Here is a 22,289-nt window from a genome sequence, read left to right on the forward strand (position 1 = left end):
GCGTTCACCATAAGGGCTGGGGTTAATACAAATTATCCTCGCATCGCATGCTGCAAGCCTGCAACGTGGTTATGCTTGGACGGCCGGCTCACGGGACGAGGCCGTGCCAGAATTGACCGGGCTTGCGGGCCGACTGGCCCGAGCGCTGCAGAATTTCGTCGAGACGTTTCCTCTGTTCGCTGCAGCTGGTCTGATCGCACATCTGACAGCCACGCACAGCTGGATGACCGAGTGGGGTGTTCAGCTCTATTTTTGGGCTCGTATCGCCTATCTCGCATTATACGCAGCAGGGGTTTTTCTCTTACGCTCCCTCGTATGGAACGTGGCTGCGCTCGGGATCATCATGGTCCTTCTTTCACTCATCTGATCCATGGTTGGCCAATCGAATATGCGGCTTGCTCAGGTCTCAATTGCGTTATCATGGAAACGGCACTGTATGGGGTCCAACCAAAATCGCCTTCCGCTTTGCGAAAACACCGGCCAAACAAGGGTTTTGCGGCTGCGAAATCAGGGAGTTTGATCGGGGAACGACAATTGGATGGTCAAGCCGGCGGGGTATCCTATCGTAAGCCCCGAAACGCGAACGTAGGGATTGGAAGCAAGTCGATCGCGAAGCGCCATCGCCCTCGTAACGGCCCTTTGAAGGTTCTCTCGCAGAACCTCCGGAGCGATTTCGCCGTTGGAAATCCTATATGACGGCAGCGTCTCCTCGATAAACGCTATGTCTGCCGCGACTTGCGCGATGGTCTCTTCCCGGTTCATTTGATGTTGGGCTACCGCGGGACACGCCGACAACCCTATCACACAGGTTGCTACGAGGCGCTTCAACATCGACTTCCTTCCGACCATCCTGTTAGCATTGCGCACCCCAGGAGCGCATGCAAGGCGGGATGAATCGCGGAGAGGGCGATCTTGTGCAAGCCCGCAGTGAGATGGCGTCCAGGACGCGCGAGGGCTCCGTTCCCCCCGACAGCAACGACATCGTCTTGGAACGCGCTGGCAGTGGGCTGTTGTAAGGGAAATGCGACTGCATCAAAGACCGGCGCTCGCGTCGTAATGGCTTGCGGTTTCCTCACTTACTCTGGCTGGTGATACGGTCGGCAACGTAGTCAAACGAGAAGACGCCGGCGCCACGGGTCAGCACGAGAAGCAGCAGTGAGGCCCACAGCAGGTGTTCCGCCCAGTTCTCCGGAAAAACGAAGATCTGGATAACCGAAACGACACCGAGCAGCATCAGCGCGCCGAGACGCGAGAACAGTCCCAGGAAAAGCAGCACCGCCCCGGTGATCTCGGCCGTGGTCGCCAGCGGCGCCGCGATCGACGGATCGATGAGCGGCAGATTGTATTCGCTGGCGAACAGCTGCAGCGTCACCGGCCAGGACGCCAGCTTCGATTGTGCAGACTGCCAGAAGACATGCGCAATCGCGACTCGAGCTGCGAGCTGGACCAGCGAAAATGGGATACGCTCCGGCAACTTGATCACTCGTCGGTAAAGACCAACAAGGCCGGCAGGGCGAGGCGAGGAATATTCCGGTATCGCAGTCATGATCGTCTCCTTCAGTTTGAGAGGGGGTGCATCGGGACGCGCACGTCGGTGACGAGCCTGTCGCGGAACAGACGCACAAGCGCTGAAACCAGGTCGAAGGCCGGGTCGAGTGCCAAGGCGCGGCCAGTGGCATGCTCAAGGCCGAAGCCATGCTTCAGCGAATGCCAGAAGCCGAAGCTCGCGCGGTCGAGCAGAAAAAGCCGCACGTAGTTCCCCGATCGCCACAGCGCCACCCGTTCGGGGCGCCTTGTCCAGGTGATTTTTTCATCGACCGCAGTCTCCTTTTGATGCTCCATCCATACCGATAGGATCGACCAGTGGGAGACGATCAGCCGCAGTGAAGGCTGGAGCAGGATATCCGGCGACAGCCCAAGGTCGGTGCTGTCGTATTCTGCGAGACTGCGGGCCGGCAGCGAAGCTGTATCGAGCGCTTCGGCAATGGCCCATTCGAGCCGCGCCGTCTCGGCGACGATCGGCATGTCGGACAGGGTGTCGATGGTCTTCAGGAAGCGAGGGAAGCCCGCGCCATAACGCGCCAGGCGTGACTCCGCCGGCGGATGCCGTCGAATGAATTCGCTCGCCATGAAGCGGAAGAAACGTTCGTCGACGAGGCGGGCCGTAACAGGGAAGACGGCCATCAGCACGGCGGTCAACGAACTGCGCGTGTTGTTCTGGTAGATGCGCAGGCGAGCCATTGGGTCGGCCTTGCCGGCGGTCAGCATTTTTGCGTCGATCATAGGCTCCATGGCCAGCACAGAGCGCGCCACGATGGTCTGCAGATGTTCAAGCGGCAGCATGATATCCTCCCTCGATTGTCGGCAATGCGACGGACTTGGCCGGTCTGGTTCTGGCGGCGGCAAATGCCGCAAGCACAGGCATACTGGTTCGAATGCTTTCAAACGTTGGCCTGGACACCGGCACGACCGTGGTGGGGGCGATCTGCCTTGCGGCCTGCTTGCGGCTGAACATGATCGAAGCGGACAGCATGTCGGCCCACATCGCTTCGCCGAGCAGCACGTCGAGAACCGGAACATCGGTGTCCCATTCGATCAGCGTAGGACGCGGCCCGAGATGGCTGATGGCATGGTGATAGAGGCCCCACACGACTGGCGGCACGCGAGAGCCGTGATCGTCGATAAGCACAATGTCGCCGCCGACCTGATTGGTCGCGTGACCCGCAAGGTGGATCTCACCGATGGCATCGCCCGGCAAAGCGTCGATGAAGGTCTTGGCGTCGTATTGCAGATTGTGCGCCGACACCTGGACATTGTTGACGTCCAGCAGCAGACCACAGCCGGTCCGCGCGACGAGCTCGGCCAGGAATTCGGCCTCGTTCATGGAGGAATCCGCAAAGGCGACATAGGCGGACAGGTTTTCGATCAGCACCTGCCGCTTCAGACTGTCCTGGACGGTCGCGACATTGCGCGACACGATGGCCAGCGCCTCTTCGTCATAGCGAAGCGGCAACAGGTCATTGAGATAGGCGCCGTCGGCAACGCTCCAGGCAAGGTGCTCCGAAACGAGATCAGGCTGGAACCGCTCGCAGACCTTGCGCAGCCTCTCCAGGTGATCGCGGTCCACCCCTCGCGCGCTGCCCAGCGACAGCCCAACACCGTGAACTGACAGCGGGTATATCTGGCGCAGCCGTTCAAGCGCCTCGACGGCGGCGCCGTCGCCCATATAGTTCTCGGCATGCACTTCGAGCCAGCCGGCGGAAGGTCTACGGCTCAGCATCTCGCTGATGTGAGGAGAGCGCAGACCGATACCCGCGGAGGCCGGGATCGTGAGGGGCTGAAATGCACGGGACATCGGTCTGCTCCCTTCCAAAGGGGGTTGGCTTGAAGTCTGGGTCGGTCAGGCTTTCGGCTTGTCGCTACCGCCGGTGATCTTGGCGCAGCTGCCGGCTGGCACGTAGAGCCAGGAGTCGGGCTGGTTGTCGGCGGTCGAGGTGCCGGCGCATGAATGCGTTGCAGTCTGGCAGTCGTTCTGGCCGGCCTTGACGACGCCATAGCACTTCTCGAACGAGAAGCTGGGCTGAGCGGCCGGGCCGCTATAGGCTGCGGTTGCAGCGAGCGAGGTGGCGGCCGCGAGGGCCGATCCGATGAGTGTCTTGGTGTTGATCACGGTCGTTTCTCCTGATTGCGTTTCGAGGGAAGACTGACCTCGCGGCCTGTCTGCAAGCAGTGTCGTCGAACGCGCGATGAAGCTGAAATGCTGTCTCGGCATGGATTTGATACGCGATCACTATGTTGAGGAGGACAACGAGCAAAAGCCCTCCGGCGGGGAACCGGAGGGCTTTGGCGCCTGCACTTCGTGAGCGGATCGAAGCAGGCGCGGACCAGGCGGAGGGAGGCGCCTAGACGTATCGATTTTTGCTGTCGACGAATGAGCTTTCGCTCAAGCTTGGATGGTCGGCGAGAAGCCAGTCCTCGGCCCGCTGCCGTCCGCGGTCACGCATGTCGGTCAATTCGCCCCAGTCGGTCCAGGGCCTGGTAAACAGCGCAGCGCTTGTTCTGTGATGACTGTCGAAGAGGACAGACGCAGAGTTCACGGCATTTGCGGCGGGGCGGTAAGCCGCACAAGGCGTCATGCAGCCGGAGGGCTTGCCGCTGACAATGAGCCAATGCCCAGCCTCGATTGACTGCACTGCTGGCAAGGCCGAAAAATCGCCTTCACCCCAATACATATCGCCATTGATTTCCACGGCCGGGAAGAGGAATGGGACTGTCGCTCCCGCCAGGATCGCGTCGATCGACAACTGATCGCCGGAAAAAATCGTCACGGTGTCGGTGCGGGCATTCGAAGCCAGGATGTTGAGCTTCAACTGGCAGCTATTTTTGTGCAACTCGGCAATGTCGATCGACTGTTCCAGGATCGATCTCAGCGGGTTGGCCGTAACGGTCGCTAACATCGATGCGTGGCTGACGCGCCGCCAGAAATTGGTGAGCGCCGTCCTTGCCCCACGCCTGCCGCCCAGAGCCAGTCCGTAGGCAAGAACCGCTGCCTCCATGCCTCCGAAACCGGATGCGGTGATGCTGCGGAAGGAAAGACGAGGTTCATCCAGCAGGCGATCGAGCACGCCCCAGACAAATGCGCCGTGTGCGTCGCTTGCCAGGGTGATGTCGATCAGCTGGCGGTCTTCCATCGCCAGTTTTGCACCGGCAATGAAGGCTTGGTCGGTTGCGGCCTGGATATGCATGTTCAAGTCTCCTCCCGAAGAACGCCAGGCAAGGCGTTTGATGGAGACACTGCCGCATGATCCTTCATTGGCGAAATGCCAAGGTGGCATGAACTCCATAGGCAGATTGCATTGGCTGCAATCCCTTGCGCGCCGCAAGGTTTGCAAGGCTGGCGAGAATCCCGCGATCTTGCTTTGGAACTGGCGCCACGACGATCGCCGGCAGGCCGTCAGCATAAAGAGGAGCGTGTCATGAGAATACGAACTGTCTGTCTGGGGGCGTTCGCCCTCGCTCTTTTGGCCGGGCCTGCATCCGCCGATGCCTTCGGCGATCTGGCGTCGCTGCCGTCATTCTACAGCGATGTGGGAATGAAAACGATGAAGCCGATGGCCGGTTTCAAAAAGGCTTGGCTGGCTGCGCCCCGGGGTGATCGGGACACGATGATGAAGATGTGCAATGACGCAGCCATGAGCAAGCCGCACGCAGCGTTCTGCGCCAATGTATTGGCGCTTGGCGGCGCCAACTGAGCTGCTTCGGCCGTTCCGGGAACCTAGGGATCGTGTCACGTGGGCAACCGGTCTGCTCGCAACCGTCTTTTGGTGGTGGCCAGCTGCGCCACACACGCTGTCCGCGCCGCGGTCTGTTTCGGCGCCATGACGGACCGCTATCGACTTTATAGCCGCAGTGCATTGGCGCCAAAGCGAGCCTTGCGGCAGTCTCCGAAGCGCGAACAACCTCGTGCAATTGGGGATAAATCGGCATGGACATTCACCACATCCGCTACTTCCTGGCCGTGTGCGAGACACGAAACTTCACGCGCGCAGGCGAAAAGTGCAACGTCACTCAGCCGGCTCTTTCCCGCGCCATTCAGCAACTCGAGGAAGAGGTCGGAGGGCTACTGTTTCGCCGCGAACGAAGCTTGACCCACCTGACCGACCTGGGTGTGCTGCTTCGCCCCCGTTTTCAACAGATTCTCGACGAACTGACTGGAGTGCGGCAGGAGGCCTCGAGGTTTCTGTGCCTGGAAAACGCCAACCTGAAGGTCGGCGTCATGTGCACCATCGGACCCCGTCGTTTCACCGGCTTGCTGACTGACTTCAACCGGCGGCAGCAGGGTATTCAGCTGCAACTGGTTGAGGGCGTGCCGGCATCGCTCTCCCAACTTCTAGAGTCCGGCGAGATCGACGTCGCCATCATGGCGTCAAGCGACACCTTCCCGGACCGCTTCGACGTCACACCGCTTTATCGCGAGCGCTTTGTCCTCGCCTTTCCAAATGGCCACCGGCTGGCTCGCAATGACAACGTGGCCATCTCTGAACTCGATGGCGAAAATTATCTCAGGCGGCTCAATTGCGAGTATCGCGATCACCTCGCCGGCCTGTGCACGGATCGTGGCGTGAAGCTCAGGATCTCCTACGCCAGCGAGCGCGAGGACTGGATCCAGAACATGGTTTCGGGGGGCCTCGGAATCTGCTTCATCCCTGAATTCAGCGCCGTTATCCCGGGCCTGCAGGTCCGGCCGGTTATAGACCCCGAAGTCTGGCGGGAGGTGTCTCTGGTCGTCGTCGCGGGGCGCAGGTTCTCGCCCGCGGCGTCGGCCTTCGTGAACAGCGTCAAGGCGCATGGCTGGCCTGAGAGCCCAATAGTCCAGGCGATCCACAAGACCGCAGCCTGAAGCAAAACCATCAAATTCTGGTAGCGCGCGATAAGTCTTGTCGTGCGCTTTTTTATGCACTCGCGGCGCTCGACTATAGCTTTCAGGTATCGATTTGAGAGCCAGTCAGCATTTCTCTTTTCTGGTCGCTCCGGTCACTCTCCCCGTCATGCCCCGCCTCCCGCGTTTGGGCACCGACAAAGGAGAAATACAAGATGGCTACCAAGAAATTCACGCTAGCTTTTGCGGCAGGTCTGCTTTCCGCAACCGCCACATTTTCCGCTGCCCCGGCCTTCGCCGGCGACTGCCCAGCCGGCCAGGCCGCAACGACCGATATCCAGGAACATCCCAGCAAACCGGTTGGCGTTGTCGACACGGTTCTCTCGGCGATCGATCTGAGCAGCAAGGGCGAGGCCTGGAAGGGCAATATGCTGCGCCTTCGCAAGCTCGTCGTTCAGCCCGGCGGCGTCGTGCCGTGGCATGAGCACAATCTGCGCCAGGCCAACATCCTCATCGTCGAAGGTTCGATCACCGAATACCGCAGCACCTGTAAAGTGGGCATCGAGCACCCGGCTGGCGATGTTACTGCCGAGTTCGGCCAGCTCGCCCATTGGTGGAAGAACAACGGCAAGGTGCCCGCCGTGCTCTATTCCGCCGACGTCCTGCCGCCCGCGATGCCCGACGACCACATGATGTGATCCGAACATTTCGGCAATCCCACCCTCAGCAACCGAAAGCGCGTCCTCAGGTGATCACCTGGGGACGTCCGGCCACGGATCCTCGTCATGACAACCAGTGAACAGACAGAGACGACGCGGTTGCACACGGTGGCCGCAGACAGTTGGCGCTTTGGCCTTGTTGCGCTGATCGCATTTCTTACGCTTGTCGATCTGTTCGCCACCCAGGCAATACTGCCCTCACTGGTGATAAAATTCGGCGTCAGCCGTGCAACCATGGGCTTCGCCGTCAACGCCAGCACGTTCGGCATGGCGGTGGCCGGGATAGCCATTGCTCTGTTCGGGCGCGGGATTGATCGCCGCAACGGCATCTGGATCAGCCTGGCCATATTGGCGATCCCGACAACACTGCTTTCGCAGACCGACAGCATAATCGTCTTCGCCCTCCTGCGCGTAGCGCAAGGCCTGTGCATGTCGACCGCGTTCACGCTGACGATGGCCTACCTAGCCGAACATTTCTCCGCACGGCAGACAACCAGTGCGCTCGCTGCCTATGTAACGGGCAATGTCGCCAGCAATTTCTTCGGACGACTGATGTCGGCCGCCGTCGCCGACACGTTCGGCATCTCCACCAACTTCCTCACCTTCGCAGCCCTCAATCTGTTTGGCGCGACGCTCGTCTGGTTCACGCTGCAAAAGACCTCCGCAACTATGCGCGCCGAAGGTCAATCTGGCCGAGCGTCCTGGAAGGGTCCGCTGGAAAATGCCGAACTGCGCGCTTGTTTCGCGATCGGCTTCCTGATCCTCTTCGTCTTCATCGGGACCTTCACCTATGTGAATTTCCAGCTTGTCGCCCCGCCGCTGTCGCTGTCGCCGATGGCATTGGGACTGATCTATTTCGTCTTCCTGCCATCGATGTTGACCACGCCACTCGCCGGGCGTGTCACGGCCGGTCTCGGCCCGAAGATCGGCATCGGTGCAACGCTTGCGATGGCAATCGTTGGGCTGCTGCTGTTGCTCACGGCCAGCCTGCCGATCGTCCTTGCAGGGATGGCGCTGGTCGCCATGGGAACCTTCCTGGCGCAAGCGATAGCCACAGGGCATGTCAGCCGGACCGCCTCGCGCGATCGTACCGCCGCGAGCGGCATCTACCTGGCCTCCTACTATGCAGGTGGGCTCGCTGGCAGCTTCGTCATCGGACAGATTTACGACCGGATCGGGTGGACCGCATGCGTGGCCGTGCTCGCCGCCTTCCTTTCCGGCGCCATCGCAGTGGCGCGCGTGCTGCAACCCTCAAAGACGTGACACCCAAAACCGAAAAATGGCTATTCAACAAAGGAGACTGATATGACCAACTACCTGAAGACCATGATTGCCGGAGCCGCCATACTGATAGCTGTCGTCATCCCAGCCGCTGCTTCGGATGGCGTCGTCACGGTCAAGAGCGACTATTCCGTCACTGAAACCGTCGCTCGCATCAAGAAGGATGTCCTTAAGAAGGGCATCAAGTTCTTCGGCGTCATCGACCAGGCAAAGCTTGGCAACAACGCCGGCAACGATGTCAGGCCGTCGCGGCTGGTGATGTTCGGCAACCCGGCGCTCGGCACGACCTTCATCACATCCAATCCCGAAGCCGGTCTCGACTGGCCGGTGCGTGTGCTGGTCTACCAGACCGCTGATGGCGCGGTTTACGCCGCCTATAGCGATTTTGACTGGATCGCCAAGCGTCATGGCATCACGGATCGCGCCCCGCAGTTCAAGATGGCAACCGAGGTCATCCAGTCCGTGACCTCGACGATCAGGAAGAACTGAGCGTGGATATGCGCCGGAGATCCGTCGCTCTGGCATGGGAAAAGAACGTATTTGCGCGCAGAGGCTATTCCGCGGCGGATAACGCCTTTGCACGCTCGCCGAACCACTTCTTCTGCGTGGCCTCGCGCACGAGTGCGCCAACCGCCGGCGAATGCCTGCGGCCGCGCACCGTGACGAGATTGACCTCGCGCCAGAATTCCGGATCGGTGATCGGCAACGGCACTACTCCGGGGTGCTTGGCGGTATGCTCAGGCATGAATCCGAATCCAAGCCCGGCTGCGATCATCGCGAGTGTCCAATCGTCACGATCGCTCCAGTAAACGGGACTGACCGTGACGCCCTGCTCGGCAAGAATGGCGTCAGCATAACCGGCAAATTCACAATTGTTGCGGTGGATGTAGGTCTCATTGCTCATATCCGTCACCCGCACGCTGCGCTGGTTGGCCAGGCGATGGTTGAGATGAACGGCCATCACCATCTGTTCCTGAAACAACGGCAAGGCGTGAACCTCCTCATCGGGCACGTTTGACGGCAACGCGTAAATTGCCGCCTCGAGGTCGCCTCCGAGCAGCCGCCGTCGCAAGCTCGGTGCATCGGCATCGCAGAGGTGAAGCTCCACGCCGGGATGGTGCGTGCGCACGGACGAGATGAGTTCGATGATTTCATCGGGAGCAATCGTGCTCATGATGCCGACCCTGAGAGGCGTCTTCTTGAGGTGCACATATTGCTCGGCGATCTGCTTTGCCTGCCGGGAGTTCTCGAAAACGCCTTCGAGATAGGTCTCGACCATGCGACCGAGTTCCGTCAGATGTGTAAAGCGTCGCTCACGGTGAAAAAGCGCGCCGCCAAACTCGTCTTCGAGCAGCTTGATGGCGCGCGACAGTGCCGGCTGCGTAACGTTGCACAGCTCGGCCGCCCTGGTGAAATTCAGTTCCTTGGCGACGGCCAAGAAATACCTGACCTGGCTGATCTCCACTGCGCGCTCCCCCAGCGGCTGGCATACGGCACGACCGCATTGCCGGGTGATCTTACTAGCTGCCCCAACGTCAAACAACCCGATCCAGCGATTGATATCCCAGGTGACAGATTGACGATCTGACCGTGGGCTATCGAATCCATGTCTCAACGGCATTTCCGCTGCCCCGAGCCAGCCGCCATACTTGGCCCAGAAGTCGAGACCCGGTTGCTAAGGCCCGTTGCTCGCAGCCGTTTGCAGGCCATTTCGGCTGCAGCTTCAACCGTAGGAAACAATGATGCTCAGAGGAAAGACGGCACTGATCACAGGCTCCACCAGCGGCATCGGCCAAGGCATTGCCGAAGCCTTCGCCGCGAAGGGCTGCAACATCGTTCTGAACGGTTTCGGCGATCCCGACGAGATCGAGTTGCTGCGGGCAAAGCTTGCCGCGGACCATGGGGTGACTGTTCGCTACGACGGTGCGGACATGAGCAAGGGCAGCGCGATCACCGCGATGATGGACAAGGCAATCGCCGAATTCGGCGCGGTAGACATCCTCGTCAACAATGCCGGCATCCAGCATGTCGCACCGATCGATGACTTTCCGATCGAAAAATTCGAAGCAGTCGTGGCGATCGACCTGATGTCGTCATTCTACACGATCCGGCGCGCGCTACAGGCCATGAAAGAACGCAAATGGGGTCGCATCATCAACGTCGCGTCCGCACACGCCCTTGTCGCCTCGCCTTATAAATCCGCCTATGTCGCTGCCAAGCACGGCGTCGCCGGTCTGACCAAGACGGTTGCGCTGGAAGTCGCCGAGCAGGGCATCACCGTCAATGCGGTTTGCCCCGGATACGTCCTCACCCCGCTGGTCGAAAAGCAGATACCGGATACGGCCAGGGCCCGCGGTATCACCGAGGAGCAGGTCATCAAGGATGTGCTCCTGGCGGCCCAGCCGACCAAGCAGTTCGTGACTGTAGCCCAGGTCGCGGCGCTTTGCCTGTTCCTGGCCTCGACCGATGCGGCCTCGATCACCGGCGCCATCATCCCGATAGAAGGCGGCTGGACCGCACATTGAACCGGCAACGAGGAGCAAAGACCATGAACAAGATTACCCGAAATCCTCCGACCGCTGAACCTTTGCCGGAGGTCGTCCATATGGCCGATGATGCCGTTCAGCGGCAAACGGTGCTGGTGCTGCAAGGCGGCGGCGCTCTAGGTGCCTATCAGGCCGGTGTCTACCAGGCGCTCGTCGAAGGCGGGATCGAGCCGGATTGGGTCATTGGCACCTCGATCGGCGCCATCAACGCGGCGTTAATTGCCGGGAACGAGCCAACGGTTCGGCTGGCGAGGCTTCAGGAATTCTGGGAAAGCGTCAGCCGTATCAGCCCGCTCGACGAGTTTTTCCGGATGATGGTTCCAAGCAATGTCTTTGCCAACATGGGCACCGTGATGCGCGGCATACCGGGGTTCTTCGAACCGAATCCAAGCGCCATGTTCGGAGTGAACCGCGAAGTGGGTGTCGAGAACGCCTCCTACTACACGACCGATCCGCTCAAGAGGACGCTGAATGACCTGATCGACTTCGACTATCTCAACCGGCGCCATACCCGTCTGACGGTCGGCGCGGTCAACGTCAACACCAGTGAACTCAAATACTTCGACACAAGAGAGATGACCTTGTCGGCGGCGCACGTCATGGCGTCGGGCGCCTTGCCGCCGGCGTTTCCGGCGGTCTGTATCGACGGCGAGCCTTACTGGGATGGCGGCATCTATTCGAACACGCCCATCGAGGTCGTGCTCGACGCGCGTCCGCGACGCGACGCGCTGATCTTCGCCGTCAACATGTGGCAGCCCCGCGCCACCGAGCCGAAATCGATCTGGCAAGTCATGGGCCGGCAAAAGGACCTTCAATACGCCAGCCGAGGCCGGAGCCATGTTGCCAGGCAGGAGCAACTGCACCGTCTGCGGCACGTCGTGCGAGAAATGGGAAGGCTGGTTCCCGAGGAGCGGCGTGAGGATCCGATGTTCAAGGAACTTGCCTCCTATGGCTGCCCGTCGGTCATGCACCTTGTGCGGTTGCTTTCACCGCGCCTCGACGGCGAGGACCACACCAAGGACATCGACTTCACCCGCGCCGGCATCCGCACGCGCTGGCAGGCCGGATACGAGCACGGCCAGCGCGTCCTCTCGGAGAAGCCGTGGGAATGCGACGTCGACATGCTGCAGGGCATCGTCATTCACGAATCGCAAGAGTGATCGGTTCGATCGCGGCGCCGAGAAGAAAGACGGAGAATACCGATGCAGATCATCACTCCCGGGATGCGGCTTGTTCCGGAAGCTGTGCTTGCCAACAATGCCGCGCTCTTCCGCACGATAGCGGAGACGCCATCTCACGCGGACAGCACTCGGCATCGCGTGGTCATCGTCGGCGGCGGTGCTGGCGGGTTGGAACTGGCAACGCGCCTCGGGCGCAAGTTCGGCAAGCAGCGGCTTTCGGTGACGCTGGTCGACCGCAATCGCACCCATGTCTGGAAACCTCTTCTGCACGAGGTGGCGTCCGGGACGTTGAACCCGTCGAACGATGCGGTGGAATACATCGCACATGCCAGCAGCCACCACTATCGCTACCGGATTGGCGAAGTCGTCGGCATAGATCGCTCCAAGAGCCAAATCTTTGTTGCGCCGAGCTTCGACGACGATGGCAGACAGATCATTCCGCCACGGGTGCTGGGCTACGACACGCTGGTGCTGGCCGTGGGCAGCGTCAGCAACGATTTCGGCACGCCAGGCGCGGCACGTCATGCCATTGCGCTCGACACGACCGGTCAGGCCTCCCGTTTCAACAAGCGCATGATCGACGCCTGCCTGCGTGCGAACGCGCAATACGAGAAGCTTTTGCCGGGCCAGCTCCATTGCATCATCGTTGGCGCCGGAGCGACCGGCGTTGAACTGGCCGCCGAGTTGCACAAGTCGATGCGAGAAATCGCCTCGCACAATCTCGACAACATCGATTTCGAGAGGCTGATCCGCATCACCATCGTCGAGGCGGGACCGCGCATCCTGCCGGCTTTGCCGGAACACCTTGCGCGATCTTCTGCGCGCCGGCTTGTAGATCTGGGCGTTCAGATCCGATGCGGCATCAAGGTCACCGAAGTGACAGAAGACGGTATCAAGCTCGGCGAGAAGTTGTTCGTGCCGGCCGAACTCGTCGTGTGGTCTGCCGGGATCAAGGCGCCGGATTTTCTGAAGCAGCTCGATGGCCTCGATACGGATCGCATCAACCGCCTGGTCGTGGATGAGACGCTGCGGGCCATGGGAGACGAAAACGTGTTTGCGATCGGCGACTGCGCGAGTTGTGTATTGCCCGGCAGCGAAGATCCCTTGCCGCCGCGCGCCCAGACAGCCCATCAGCAAGCCGATCATATGGTCAGGGTGATCGCGGCACGCCTCGAAGGGCAGGCGGCGCCGGAGTTCCGTTACCGCGACTACGGTTCCCTCATTTCACTGGCCGACTACGGCACTTTCGGCAGCCTGATCGGCGGACTGAAGGTCGAGGGTCTGCTTGCCCGGTTGATGTATCGCTCGCTCTACAAGATGCATCTCAAGGCAGTGCACGGGACCTTCAAGACCATGCTGGATACGGTCATCGGAATCGTGTCGCATCGCACCAAGCCGCGAGTCAAATTGCATTGAAGCTCGATAGGCCATGACGGTGGAAAAATATAATGTCGTGATCCTCGGCTGCGGCAACGCCGGGATGGCTGCGAAGGTCGCTACACGTGCTGCGGGCCCATCGGTGGCAATCATCGAGGTGCGCGACCTCAGCGGCAACTGCCCCAACCACGGCTGATGTAACAGTTCAAGCGGAATACCGAACAGAAGATGAATCCCTGCAGTTTCGATGCACACGAGGCATCGACTCCATGCAAGAAAAGCATGGCCGTGCCCATGGGGCTTCGATGATAGGATGTATGCAAACTACGAAAGTGCAGAAATGGCCGTCGACGACCAGGCAATGACCTTCGAACAGTCCGTCCAGGCTGCTATAGAACTCGACGCCCCTTTGAACGAGCGGCTGGCGGTGGTTGCTGCCGCGGTGCGCCGCCTGAACGCGGATTTCGCCGACGCGGTGGACCGTCTGGTGGCGCGTCTGGAGCAACAAGGGGCTGGAGCCATGGCGCCGGCTCCCGGCGATGCCATGCCGGAGTTCCTGCTGCCGGACGACGAAGGCAGACTGGTTGGCTTGGGCGGCATCCTCCTTCAGGGTCCCGCTGTCGTCACCTTTCAGCGTGGGCACTGGTGTCCCTATTGCCGGTTGAACGCGATTGGCATCGTCGAAGCTCAGCAGGAGATTGCCGCGCTGGGCGGCCAGGTCGTGGTGATCATGCCGGAGCGGCGCAAATTCGCAAAGGCGATGAAGGCATCGGTTGGTGCGCAATTTCCTTTCCTGACTGATATGGACAATGGCTACGCTTTGTCCCTCAACCTGGCGATCTGGGTGGGAGCCGAAATGGAACGGCTGATGGGCCTTGGCCTCGATCTGCCGAACTATCAGGGCAACAACAGCTGGTTCCTGCCGATCCCTGCGACCTTCGTTGTCGGAACTAATGGCATCATCACAGATCGGTTCGTCGATCCCGACTACCGTCGGCGGATGGACATTGACGACTTGATCGCGGCGCTCAGGCGGGCTCGCTGACACCAAATGTTGACCAGTCGGTCGATCGCAGGAGGTTGAGGAGCGTCATGGCCACCTGCGAGCGATGTCGGCCAGCGACAGCGTATACCGCGACAATCCGCGAAACATCCAGATCGCGCAGTTTGAGTCTGCGGACGTTGGGCGAGCGGGGTGCAGTCGTTGAGACAAAGCCAACTCCCGCATTGGCTTCCAGCAGCGCCAGCAGATCCTGGTCGGTTTCAACCTCATGTGCGGTGCGGGGCGTAATTCCTTTGGCCGAGAGACCGCGCGTCAGATCTTCGCTCGTTTCCCAGTCGATCCGACTGAGCACGGGTTCTGCGGCCAACTGGCTCAGCGCGACGTCCGCTTCGTTTCGGCGGGCAAGAGGGTGATCGGAGTTCACGACGAGCTCGATCCCTTCCTGGAAAAGTGGCCATGTGTCGAGCCGATCCCAGGCCTGTCCGAGCGGGCCGGCAACCGCTAGTTCGACCTCACCGTTCTTGAGGGCTTCGATGACAGCAGTCGGCGAACCGCGACTGATCTTGAGATGCACGCCTGGGTAGGCCCGGAAAAGCTCGGTGAAGGGTGAGACCAGCAGCGCAATGTTGACGCTGTTGGAAATGGTGACGTTGAGTGGAGCGACGTCACTGCTTTGCACGGCCTTTGCAAGAGATTTTGCGGAGGTGGCAGCATCGTAACACTGTTGTAGCAGGGGCAGCATGCGCCGGCCAAGCTCGGTCAGATGGGAATGCTGGCGCTCGCGCCGAAGCAGCTCCCCGCCCAACTCGTCTTCGAGGGTCTTGATTGCGCGCGTCAAGGCCGGCTGAGTGACATTGCACTCTTCCGCTGCTCTGGTGAAATTAAGCGTGTTGGACAGGGCCAGAAAATAGCGGACCTGCTGCATCTCCATAAATATTCGCCCCCTCAGCGAAATAGTGTATCAGCGATGGTGCATATTCGAAGATTAACTCAATGGGTCGTTCTCAGCAAAGTGGCCCGCACCATAGGTGCGAATGGCGGCGGCGCCAAGGCAACCATAACCCAGAGTCATGATGAACTAAGCGATCTGTTCAGCCACTCGGCGAAGCCTCTGGCCCGCTTGAAGGCTGGGCAAAGCCGGACAGTCCGCGTGCGGCCAATTTCGGTCATTCACTACCAGGGAGTTCCTGACGACCTGCGGCTACATCGGCGATATCTGGAAGCCTGTAATTAGTCGCGTTCATCGTCCTTAGGTTCGCCCGACCATACGAGAGAATACGAAGGAAACGGCTTGGCGAACCATCCGCTAACGTATTGATTTTCTGTAGAAAACGCTAACCCTCCGCGACTAACATAATCGTTGTTCGTCAATAGGTTACGAAGCGGTTCGCCAATAGATCGACAAGGAGCGGCCTCAGCACGCACCGCGAACTGCCAGGCATCGGTGTGCTCGTCATCCATGCCAACGCATTTGCGGTGGATCAAAGCCGAACTCACCCGCCGTGATTACATATGCCGCGAAGGATGGCCATCTGGTCTGCTCCAATAGGAAGCGAAATCCGATGAAGCATATGGCAGCGGTGTACCTGGCGACCTATCCAGAGGCGAACTCCGCGAAAATCGCCGCAAACTCCGTCGCCCTCGTCAAGCAGATCGGAGCGGCGCTTCATGCCGTTGTCATCAATGTCGATATTCCCGACGTTTCGAACGCGCTCTCGACCTACCTGCTCGATCTCCCCTACAAGATAGCCGAAGCTGAGGCGACCAGCCGCAAGCATGGCAAAGCCCTGCTTGAGGCAATTACCCAGGAAGCCGCGCGTGGCGGTGCAAGCCTGACCACGCAGGAGTTGACTGCCCCACCAGCGCTGATGAGCAATCTTGCCGCAGAGCACTCCCGCTATTTCGACATCTGCCTGGTCGGCTGGGCTCCCGCCAACCAGACGGCACGGATGCTGGCCGAGGCGATACTGTTCGGCTCGGGTCGACCGACGCTTCTTCTTCCCGATTCCACTGACGTGGGACCCTTTGAACACGTCGTTATCGCCTGGGATGGCAGCCGGGTGGCGGCACGGGCTGTTGCCGACGCGCAGGCATTTCTCCGAGGCTCCTCGACGATCACCGTGGTGACCGTGACCGACGAAAAGCCGCTTCCGGGACAGGGCATCGGCGAGCGCCTTGCCTTGGGCTTGAGGACGCGTGGTCTGGTGGCCGAGGCCATCTCGATCCAGGCTGGGGATCGTTCGGTCGCAACTGCACTGCAGGACCATGCCCTCAAGATCGGCGGCAAGCTCCTGGTCATGGGCGGATATGGCCATTCGCGTATCAGGGATTTCGTGCTCGGCGGCGCAACCGACGGGGTGCTTGCGGATCTGCGCTTGCCTGTCCTGCTTTCGCACTAGGTGATGGGGACATGCAAGGCGATCGTAATAAGGATCCCATCTTGCGCTTTCATGGCGCGGCCCACGGCGTCACCGGCTCATGCTATGAGATCGAAACCTCCCGCTGGCGGATTCTCGTTGATTGCGGCCTGTTCCAGGGATCGAAGTCGGAACGGGAACTGAATTATGGCCAGTTTCCGTTCCCGCCGGAGGCGATTGACGCCGTCATCCTGACGCATGCGCACATCGACCATAGCGGGCTCTTGGCGAAGCTGGTCAAGCAGGGCTTTTCCGGCCCCATCCATACAACCCGCGCCACCATCGATCTCTGCTCGGTGATGCTGCCCGACGCGGCGCATATCCAGGAAATGGAAGTCGAACAGCTGAACCGCCGCAACGCGCAGCGCGGGCGGCCGCTTGTCGAGCCGATCTACGCTCTTTCAGATGCGGCTGCCTGCATGACCTTGTTCCGGGCTCTGGGATACGGCGAATGGACAAGCGTCGCTGAAGGCCTTCGAACCCGCTTCTGGAACGCCGGTCACCTGCTCGGCTCCGCCTCGGTCGAACTCGAGATCGATCTGGATCATCAGAAGAGACCCATGCGCATCTTGTTTTCAGGCGATATCGGGCCTGGACACAAGTTGCTGCAGACCGACGCGGAAGGTCCGGCCGGTGTCGACTACCTCATCTGCGAATCGACCTATGGCGACCGCGACCGGCCGGACGTCTCGCCAGAACAACGGCGATCCCAGCTCGGCGACATCGTGCGTGGCGCCGCCGAGGCCGGTGGCCCCCTCATCATTCCGTCCTTCGCCGTGGAGCGGACGCAGGAACTGCTGGTCGACCTGCATTTGCTCATGCAGTCCGGTGCCGTGCCCAGCGCGCCGGTCTTTGTCGACTCACCGCTGGCGACACGCGCCAGCGCGATTTTCGAACGGCACACCGACGACATCGAACGCGGCGAGGTGCTGCGCCAGGCTCTCGGCTCAAAAGACCTGCGCTTCACCGAGACGGTGGAACAGAGCAAGGCGATCAATCGTCTGACCGGCTTCTTCGTGGTGATCGCCGCCAGCGGCATGTGCGACGCGGGCCGGATCCGCCATCACCTCAAGGCCAATCTCTGGCGCCGGAATGCCACGGTGATGATCGCCGGGTACCAGGCCCAGGGCTCGCTCGGCAGAATCCTGCTCGACGGCGCGCGGCGTGTGCGCATCCAGGGCGAAGAGGTCGAAGTCAAGGCGCATATCAGACTGTTCGACCTCTATTCCGGCCATGCCGACGCTGCCGAACTGGTTGCCTGGGTCGAGGCGAGACGTCCGGTAAGGCAGGTGGTGTTCCTGACCCATGGCGAGGAAGAAGGGATGCGTGGGTTCAGCGAAAGGCTACGCTCGATTATCCCTGACGACAGGATCATCATGCCGCGACTGGATGATGCCTTCCAACTGACGCTCAGTGGCAGTCTGCCGGTCGAACTCAACGAGCCGCGCCGTCTGAGACCGGAAAGCGTCGCCCGCCTCGACTGGCACAACGACCTTTCAAGACTTCTCCTGGACATCAACGAGTCGGTCGGCGCCGCAGCCGATGAGCGTGGACGTGCGTCGGTCATCAGGCGCATACGCCGCGCGCTCGAGGGCAATGATGCCTAATGCCTGCGAAGCGATGAACGGAACTTGCGCCGATGCGTTTGTGTCCATTCGCTGCAGGTCGACGGACACAGGCGCAAGTCGAGATCGCAAGACTGTCGCCAACAACGGAGCCAGACATGACCGAGCACACAACAGACCCAGCTTCCGGTGGCGTCCTGTCCAAGCGCGAGGCGCACGACATCGATGCCTATTGGCGTGCCGCCAACTATCTCACGATCGGCCAGATCTACCTTCTCGACAACCCGCTGCTGCGCGAACCGTTGCGGCTGGAGCATGTCAAGCCACGCCTGCTCGGCCATTGGGGGACGTCGCCGGGACTGAGTTTCATCTATGCCCACCTCAATCGCGTGATCAGGCTCAGGGATACGAATGTGATCTATGTCTGCGGGCCTGGCCACGGCGGACCGGCTATGGTGGCGAACACCTATCTTGAGGGCATTTACAGTGAGCTCAATCCCGACATATCGATGGATGAGCAGGGGATGCGCAAACTCTTCCGGCAGTTCTCGTTTCCGGGCGGCATTCCGAGCCACGCGGCGCCCGATGTACCGGGCTCAATCCACGAGGGCGGCGAACTGGGCTACGCGCTTTCTCATGCCTATGGCGCCGCCTTCGACAATCCCGATCTCGTCGTCGCCTGCGTCGTCGGCGACGGAGAGGCCGAGACCGGGCCGATGGCCACGGCATGGCATTCCAACAAGTTCCTGAACCCTGAACGCGATGGAGCGGTGCTGCCGATCCTGCATCTGAACGGCTACAAGATCGCAAATCCGACCATTCTGGCCCGTATCCCCAAAGACGAATTGCGCGCGCTGTTCGTCGGCTATGGCTATGAACCGCTGTTTGTCGAGGGGCACGAGCCGGCGCTGATGCATGAGCGGATGGCGAGCGTGCTCGACGATGCGCTCGATCGCATTCGGGAGATCCAGCACGCCGCGCGGACCGGTTCCGCAACACCGACGTCGCGACCACGATGGCCGATGATCGTGCTGCGCAGCCCCAAGGGCTGGACCGGACCGAAGGAGGTCGATGGACTAAAGACCGAGGGCTTCTGGCGCTCGCATCAAGTTCCCTTGTCGGGCCTTGCGGAAAACCCGGCGCATCTCAAGCTGCTCGAGGACTGGCTGAGAAGCTACCGACCCGATGAACTGTTCGACGCAACCGGCGCCCCTGTCGAAGCGATCCTCGTTTCCGCGCCTAAGGGGACACGGCGCATGGGTGCCAACCCGCATGCCAATGGCGGCCTGCTGCGCAAGTCCCTCGATCTGCCCGCGGTGCATGACCATGCGGTTGCGATCGAACGGCCGGGTGCGGTGAAGGCCGAGTCGACGCGGGTGATGGGCAAGTTCCTGAGCGCCGTCATGGAGTTGAACGAGGCGGCGAAGAACTTCCGCATCGTCGGTCCGGATGAGACAGCCTCGAACCGGCTTCAGGACGTGTTCGAGGTCACCGAGCGCGCCTGGATGGAAACGATCCTGCCCGAAGACGTTCATCTTAGCCGCGACGGCAGGGTCCTGGAAATCCTCTCGGAACACACGTGCCAGGGCTGGCTCGAAGGCTACCTGCTGACCGGGCGTCACGGCCTGTTTTCCTGCTATGAGGCGTTCATTCACATCGTCGATTCCATGTTCAATCAACATGCGAAGTGGCTGGATGCCTGCCGCGACATTCCGTGGCGCCGGCCGGTGGCGTCACTGAACTATCTGCTATCGAGCCATGTCTGGCACCAGGAGCACAATGGCTTCAGCCATCAGGATCCCGGCTTCATCGATGTCGCTCTCAACAAGAAAGCCGATATCGTGCGCGTCTATCTTCCGCCGGATGCCAACACCTTGCTGTGCGTCACCGATCATGTGCTGCAGACATGGAACCGCATCAACGTCATCGTCGCCGGAAAGCCGCCATCCTGGCAGTGGCTTTCCATGGACAAGGCCATTGTTCATTGCAGGACAGGCATCGGCATATGGGACTGGGCTTCAACCGACAATGGTGAGGAGCCTGACGTCGTGATGGCTTGCGCGGGCGACGTCCCGACACTCGAAACGCTGGCGGCCGTGCAGATCCTCAGGCATGCCGTTCCCGAAATCAGGATCAGGGTGGTGAATGTCGTCGACCTGATGACCCTGCAGCCCAAGGAGCATCATCCACATGGGTTGTCGGATCGCGAATTCGATGCCCTGTTCACCACGCACAAGCCGGTGATCTTCGCCTATCACGGCTATCCCTGGACCATCCATCGCCTGACCTACCGGCGCACCAATCACGACAACATCCACGTGCGCGGCTACAATGAGGAAGGCACGACGACAACGCCATTCGACATGACGGTGCTGAATGGTCTCGATCGATACCATCTCGTCCAGAGTGTCCTTGAACGGTTGCCAAAGGGCAAGGGCGCCAATATCGGGCTGATGCAGGACATGGAAGGCAAGGTACTTGAGCATCGAGCGTATATTCGGGCTCATGGGCAGGATATGCCGGAGATCCTTGGCTGGAAATGGGAGCAGGGCCCGGATGCAGCGCCAAACTTGCCGGATAAGCCAATGAGCGGCTTTCGGCGCACAACTGCGGCAAGAACCCGGACGGCTTCATGAGCGGTGCGGTTCTTGTCCTGAACGGCGGGTCATCGAGCCTGAAATTCGCGGTCTTCGACGCAAGCGCAGGACTTGCCGTGCTGCTGCGCGGCAATATCTCGTCGCTTGGACAGCATCCGCGCCTGCACGTTGCGGCCGCGGCCGGATCCCCCGTGATCGACAGCAGCCTGGGTGACGCACCGATCGATGTCTCCAAGGCATTCGCGACGGTCGCTTCGCTGCTCGCCGATCGCAACCTTCTTGCCCGCATCAACAGGGTCGGGCACAGGATCGTCCATGGCGGCCGCGACTTCACCGAAGCGACTCTGCTCGACGCTGACGCGCTCGAGGCTCTGCACCTGCTAGAACCGCTGGCGCCCATCCATCAAAGGATCAATCTCGAGATCGTCGCCCTGGCCGCAGAACTTCTGCCGCGAGCGCGTCAGGTCGGATGCTTCGACACCGCGTTTCATGCGACCCGGCCAGGACTTGCCAAGATCTACGGGCTGCCGCGCGCAATGACCGATGCCGGCATCGTTTCCTATGGCTTTCACGGCCTGTCCTACAGCCATATCGCTGCGAAGCTGCGCGAGCGCTATGGTACGGCCGCCGGCGGCCGGGCGATCGTGGCCCATCTCGGCAGCGGCGCCGGCCTCTGCGCGATGGACGCTGGACGCAGTGTCGCCACGACGATGGGATTTTCGACGCTTGACGGCCTGGTCATGAGCACCCGCTGCGGTGCGCTTGACCCGGGCGTGATCCTGCACTTGCTGCAGGAGAAGGGGCTGTCGAGCGAAGACCTGGCCAGCCTTCTCTACGAGCGTTCCGGCCTGCTGGGCGTGTCCGGCATTTCTGGAGACATGCAGCTCCTGCTTGGCGCGAAAGAGCCTTCGGCCGTTCAAGCCGTCGAGCTCTTCGTTTATCGCGTCGGACGTGAGATCGGGTCGCTTGCCGCCGCGCTTGGCGGGCTCGACACACTGGTGTTCACCGCTGGTATTGGCGAACATGCGGCACTGATCCGGCACAAGATCTGCGCGGCAGCCGCATGGCTTGGCGTCGAACTCGACGAGGATTTGAACCAGCAAGGTGCAGAAAGTGTCAGCGCGCGAAATTCCCGCGTCGGCATTCTCGTCATTCCGGCCGACGAGGAACAGGCCGTAGCCCGCGAGCTGCTCGTATTCTGAGCGGTCTGTCTGCCGCTGGAAC

22 protein-coding genes are annotated in these 22,289 nt (G+C 60.8%); 15 read left to right on the forward strand and 7 right to left on the reverse strand.

The features are described from left to right. Positions 1–25: 25 nt before the first annotated feature. Positions 26–367 carry an MAPEG family protein gene (locus tag AC1D1B_RS14855; protein ID WP_477333325.1) on the forward strand — a complete coding sequence of 114 codons (342 nt, stop codon included), beginning with the start codon at positions 26–28 and terminating at the stop codon, positions 365–367. Positions 368–1,072: 705 nt separating this feature from the next. Here AC1D1B_RS14855 and AC1D1B_RS14860 read toward each other — a convergent pair. The 5 genes from AC1D1B_RS14860 to AC1D1B_RS14880 all read right to left on the reverse strand — a co-directional run bounded on the left by AC1D1B_RS14860 (position 1,073) and on the right by AC1D1B_RS14880 (position 4,745). After that, the gene (locus AC1D1B_RS14860) at positions 1,073–1,546 is read right to left on the reverse strand and encodes a DoxX family protein (RefSeq protein WP_477333267.1); all 474 of its coding nucleotides are present in this window, start codon (positions 1,544–1,546) and stop codon (positions 1,073–1,075) included. 11 nt (positions 1,547–1,557) lie between these two features. Continuing rightward, positions 1,558–2,343 carry an HvfC/BufC family peptide modification chaperone gene (locus AC1D1B_RS14865; protein WP_477333268.1) on the reverse strand — a complete coding sequence of 262 codons (786 nt, stop codon included), beginning with the start codon at positions 2,341–2,343 and terminating at the stop codon, positions 1,558–1,560. Then, on the reverse strand, positions 2,330–3,355 hold the full coding sequence (bufB, locus tag AC1D1B_RS14870; RefSeq protein ID WP_477333269.1) for an MNIO family bufferin maturase: 1,026 nt from the start codon (positions 3,353–3,355) through the stop codon (positions 2,330–2,332). Before bufB ends, AC1D1B_RS14865 begins: the two co-directional genes overlap by 14 nt. 45 nt (positions 3,356–3,400) lie before the next feature. Next, positions 3,401–3,670: a BufA1 family periplasmic bufferin-type metallophore gene (locus AC1D1B_RS14875; RefSeq protein WP_056594632.1), complete on the reverse strand. Its 270-nt coding sequence runs from the start codon at positions 3,668–3,670 to the stop codon at positions 3,401–3,403. Positions 3,671–3,902: 232 nt separating this feature from the next. Then, entirely contained in the window at positions 3,903–4,745 is an 843-nt protein-coding gene (locus tag AC1D1B_RS14880) for a patatin-like phospholipase family protein (protein ID WP_477333270.1), read from the reverse strand. Positions 4,746–4,976: 231 nt separating this feature from the next. On the opposite strand from AC1D1B_RS14880, the gene AC1D1B_RS14885 reads away from it, so the two are divergent. From AC1D1B_RS14885 to AC1D1B_RS14905, 5 genes are all read left to right on the forward strand, one after another. Beyond that, positions 4,977–5,252 carry a hypothetical protein gene (locus AC1D1B_RS14885; RefSeq protein WP_477333271.1) on the forward strand — a complete coding sequence of 92 codons (276 nt, stop codon included), beginning with the start codon at positions 4,977–4,979 and terminating at the stop codon, positions 5,250–5,252. Between the two features lie 233 nt (positions 5,253–5,485). Further along, complete coding sequence (locus AC1D1B_RS14890; RefSeq protein ID WP_477333272.1) at positions 5,486–6,400, forward strand: LysR family transcriptional regulator; 915 nt, start codon at positions 5,486–5,488, stop codon at positions 6,398–6,400. A gap of 194 nt (positions 6,401–6,594) precedes the next feature. Continuing rightward, positions 6,595–7,077, forward strand: a complete 483-nt coding sequence (locus AC1D1B_RS14895; RefSeq protein ID WP_477333273.1) for a cupin domain-containing protein — start codon at positions 6,595–6,597, stop codon at positions 7,075–7,077. A gap of 87 nt (positions 7,078–7,164) precedes the next feature. Then, a complete protein-coding gene (locus AC1D1B_RS14900; RefSeq protein WP_477333274.1) occupies positions 7,165–8,361 on the forward strand; it encodes an MFS transporter in 1,197 nt (398 codons plus the stop codon). A 42-nt stretch (positions 8,362–8,403) separates the two neighbouring features. Next, a complete protein-coding gene (locus AC1D1B_RS14905; RefSeq protein ID WP_477333275.1) occupies positions 8,404–8,868 on the forward strand; it encodes a DUF302 domain-containing protein in 465 nt (154 codons plus the stop codon). A gap of 64 nt (positions 8,869–8,932) precedes the next feature. Here the strand turns inward: AC1D1B_RS14905 and AC1D1B_RS14910 are convergent, their stop codons facing one another. After that, positions 8,933–9,994, reverse strand: a complete 1,062-nt coding sequence (locus tag AC1D1B_RS14910; protein WP_477333276.1) for a LysR family transcriptional regulator — start codon at positions 9,992–9,994, stop codon at positions 8,933–8,935. A gap of 127 nt (positions 9,995–10,121) precedes the next feature. On the opposite strand from AC1D1B_RS14910, the gene AC1D1B_RS14915 reads away from it, so the two are divergent. The 5 genes from AC1D1B_RS14915 to AC1D1B_RS14935 all read left to right on the forward strand — a co-directional run bounded on the left by AC1D1B_RS14915 (position 10,122) and on the right by AC1D1B_RS14935 (position 14,528). Next, positions 10,122–10,904, forward strand: coding sequence for a 3-hydroxybutyrate dehydrogenase (locus AC1D1B_RS14915; protein WP_477333277.1), 783 nt, complete (start codon positions 10,122–10,124; stop codon positions 10,902–10,904). 23 nt (positions 10,905–10,927) lie between these two features. Further along, positions 10,928–12,085: a patatin-like phospholipase family protein gene (locus AC1D1B_RS14920; protein ID WP_477333278.1), complete on the forward strand. Its 1,158-nt coding sequence runs from the start codon at positions 10,928–10,930 to the stop codon at positions 12,083–12,085. Positions 12,086–12,148: 63 nt separating this feature from the next. Continuing rightward, a complete protein-coding gene (locus AC1D1B_RS14925) occupies positions 12,149–13,522 on the forward strand; it encodes an NAD(P)/FAD-dependent oxidoreductase (protein WP_477333326.1) in 1,374 nt (457 codons plus the stop codon). Between the two features lie 13 nt (positions 13,523–13,535). Beyond that, positions 13,536–13,679 carry a hypothetical protein gene (locus tag AC1D1B_RS14930; RefSeq protein WP_477333279.1) on the forward strand — a complete coding sequence of 48 codons (144 nt, stop codon included), beginning with the start codon at positions 13,536–13,538 and terminating at the stop codon, positions 13,677–13,679. Between the two features lie 144 nt (positions 13,680–13,823). Beyond that, entirely contained in the window at positions 13,824–14,528 is a 705-nt protein-coding gene (locus AC1D1B_RS14935) for a peroxiredoxin-like family protein (RefSeq protein ID WP_477333280.1), read from the forward strand. Here the strand turns inward: AC1D1B_RS14935 and AC1D1B_RS14940 are convergent. Further along, on the reverse strand, positions 14,512–15,417 hold the full coding sequence (locus tag AC1D1B_RS14940; protein ID WP_477333281.1) for a LysR family transcriptional regulator: 906 nt from the start codon (positions 15,415–15,417) through the stop codon (positions 14,512–14,514). The two genes, AC1D1B_RS14935 and AC1D1B_RS14940, sit on opposite strands and share 17 nt — an antisense overlap. A gap of 631 nt (positions 15,418–16,048) precedes the next feature. Between AC1D1B_RS14940 and AC1D1B_RS14945 the strand changes: the two genes are divergently transcribed. The 4 genes from AC1D1B_RS14945 to AC1D1B_RS14960 all read left to right on the forward strand — a co-directional run bounded on the left by AC1D1B_RS14945 (position 16,049) and on the right by AC1D1B_RS14960 (position 22,267). Beyond that, positions 16,049–16,885: a universal stress protein gene (locus AC1D1B_RS14945; protein WP_477333282.1), complete on the forward strand. Its 837-nt coding sequence runs from the start codon at positions 16,049–16,051 to the stop codon at positions 16,883–16,885. 11 nt (positions 16,886–16,896) lie between these two features. Next, positions 16,897–18,510 (forward strand): MBL fold metallo-hydrolase RNA specificity domain-containing protein, encoded by a 1,614-nt coding sequence (locus AC1D1B_RS14950; RefSeq protein WP_477333283.1) that lies wholly within the window; start codon positions 16,897–16,899, stop codon positions 18,508–18,510. Positions 18,511–18,626: 116 nt separating this feature from the next. Then, on the forward strand, positions 18,627–21,104 hold the full coding sequence (locus AC1D1B_RS14955) for a phosphoketolase family protein (RefSeq protein WP_477333284.1): 2,478 nt from the start codon (positions 18,627–18,629) through the stop codon (positions 21,102–21,104). Beyond that, the gene (locus tag AC1D1B_RS14960; RefSeq protein WP_477333285.1) at positions 21,101–22,267 is read left to right on the forward strand and encodes an acetate/propionate family kinase; all 1,167 of its coding nucleotides are present in this window, start codon (positions 21,101–21,103) and stop codon (positions 22,265–22,267) included. The genes AC1D1B_RS14955 and AC1D1B_RS14960 overlap by 4 nt, the downstream gene beginning before the upstream one ends. Positions 22,268–22,289 lie beyond the last annotated feature (22 nt).

It is taken from the genome of Mesorhizobium sp. P2_C5_2, assembly GCF_056404535.1.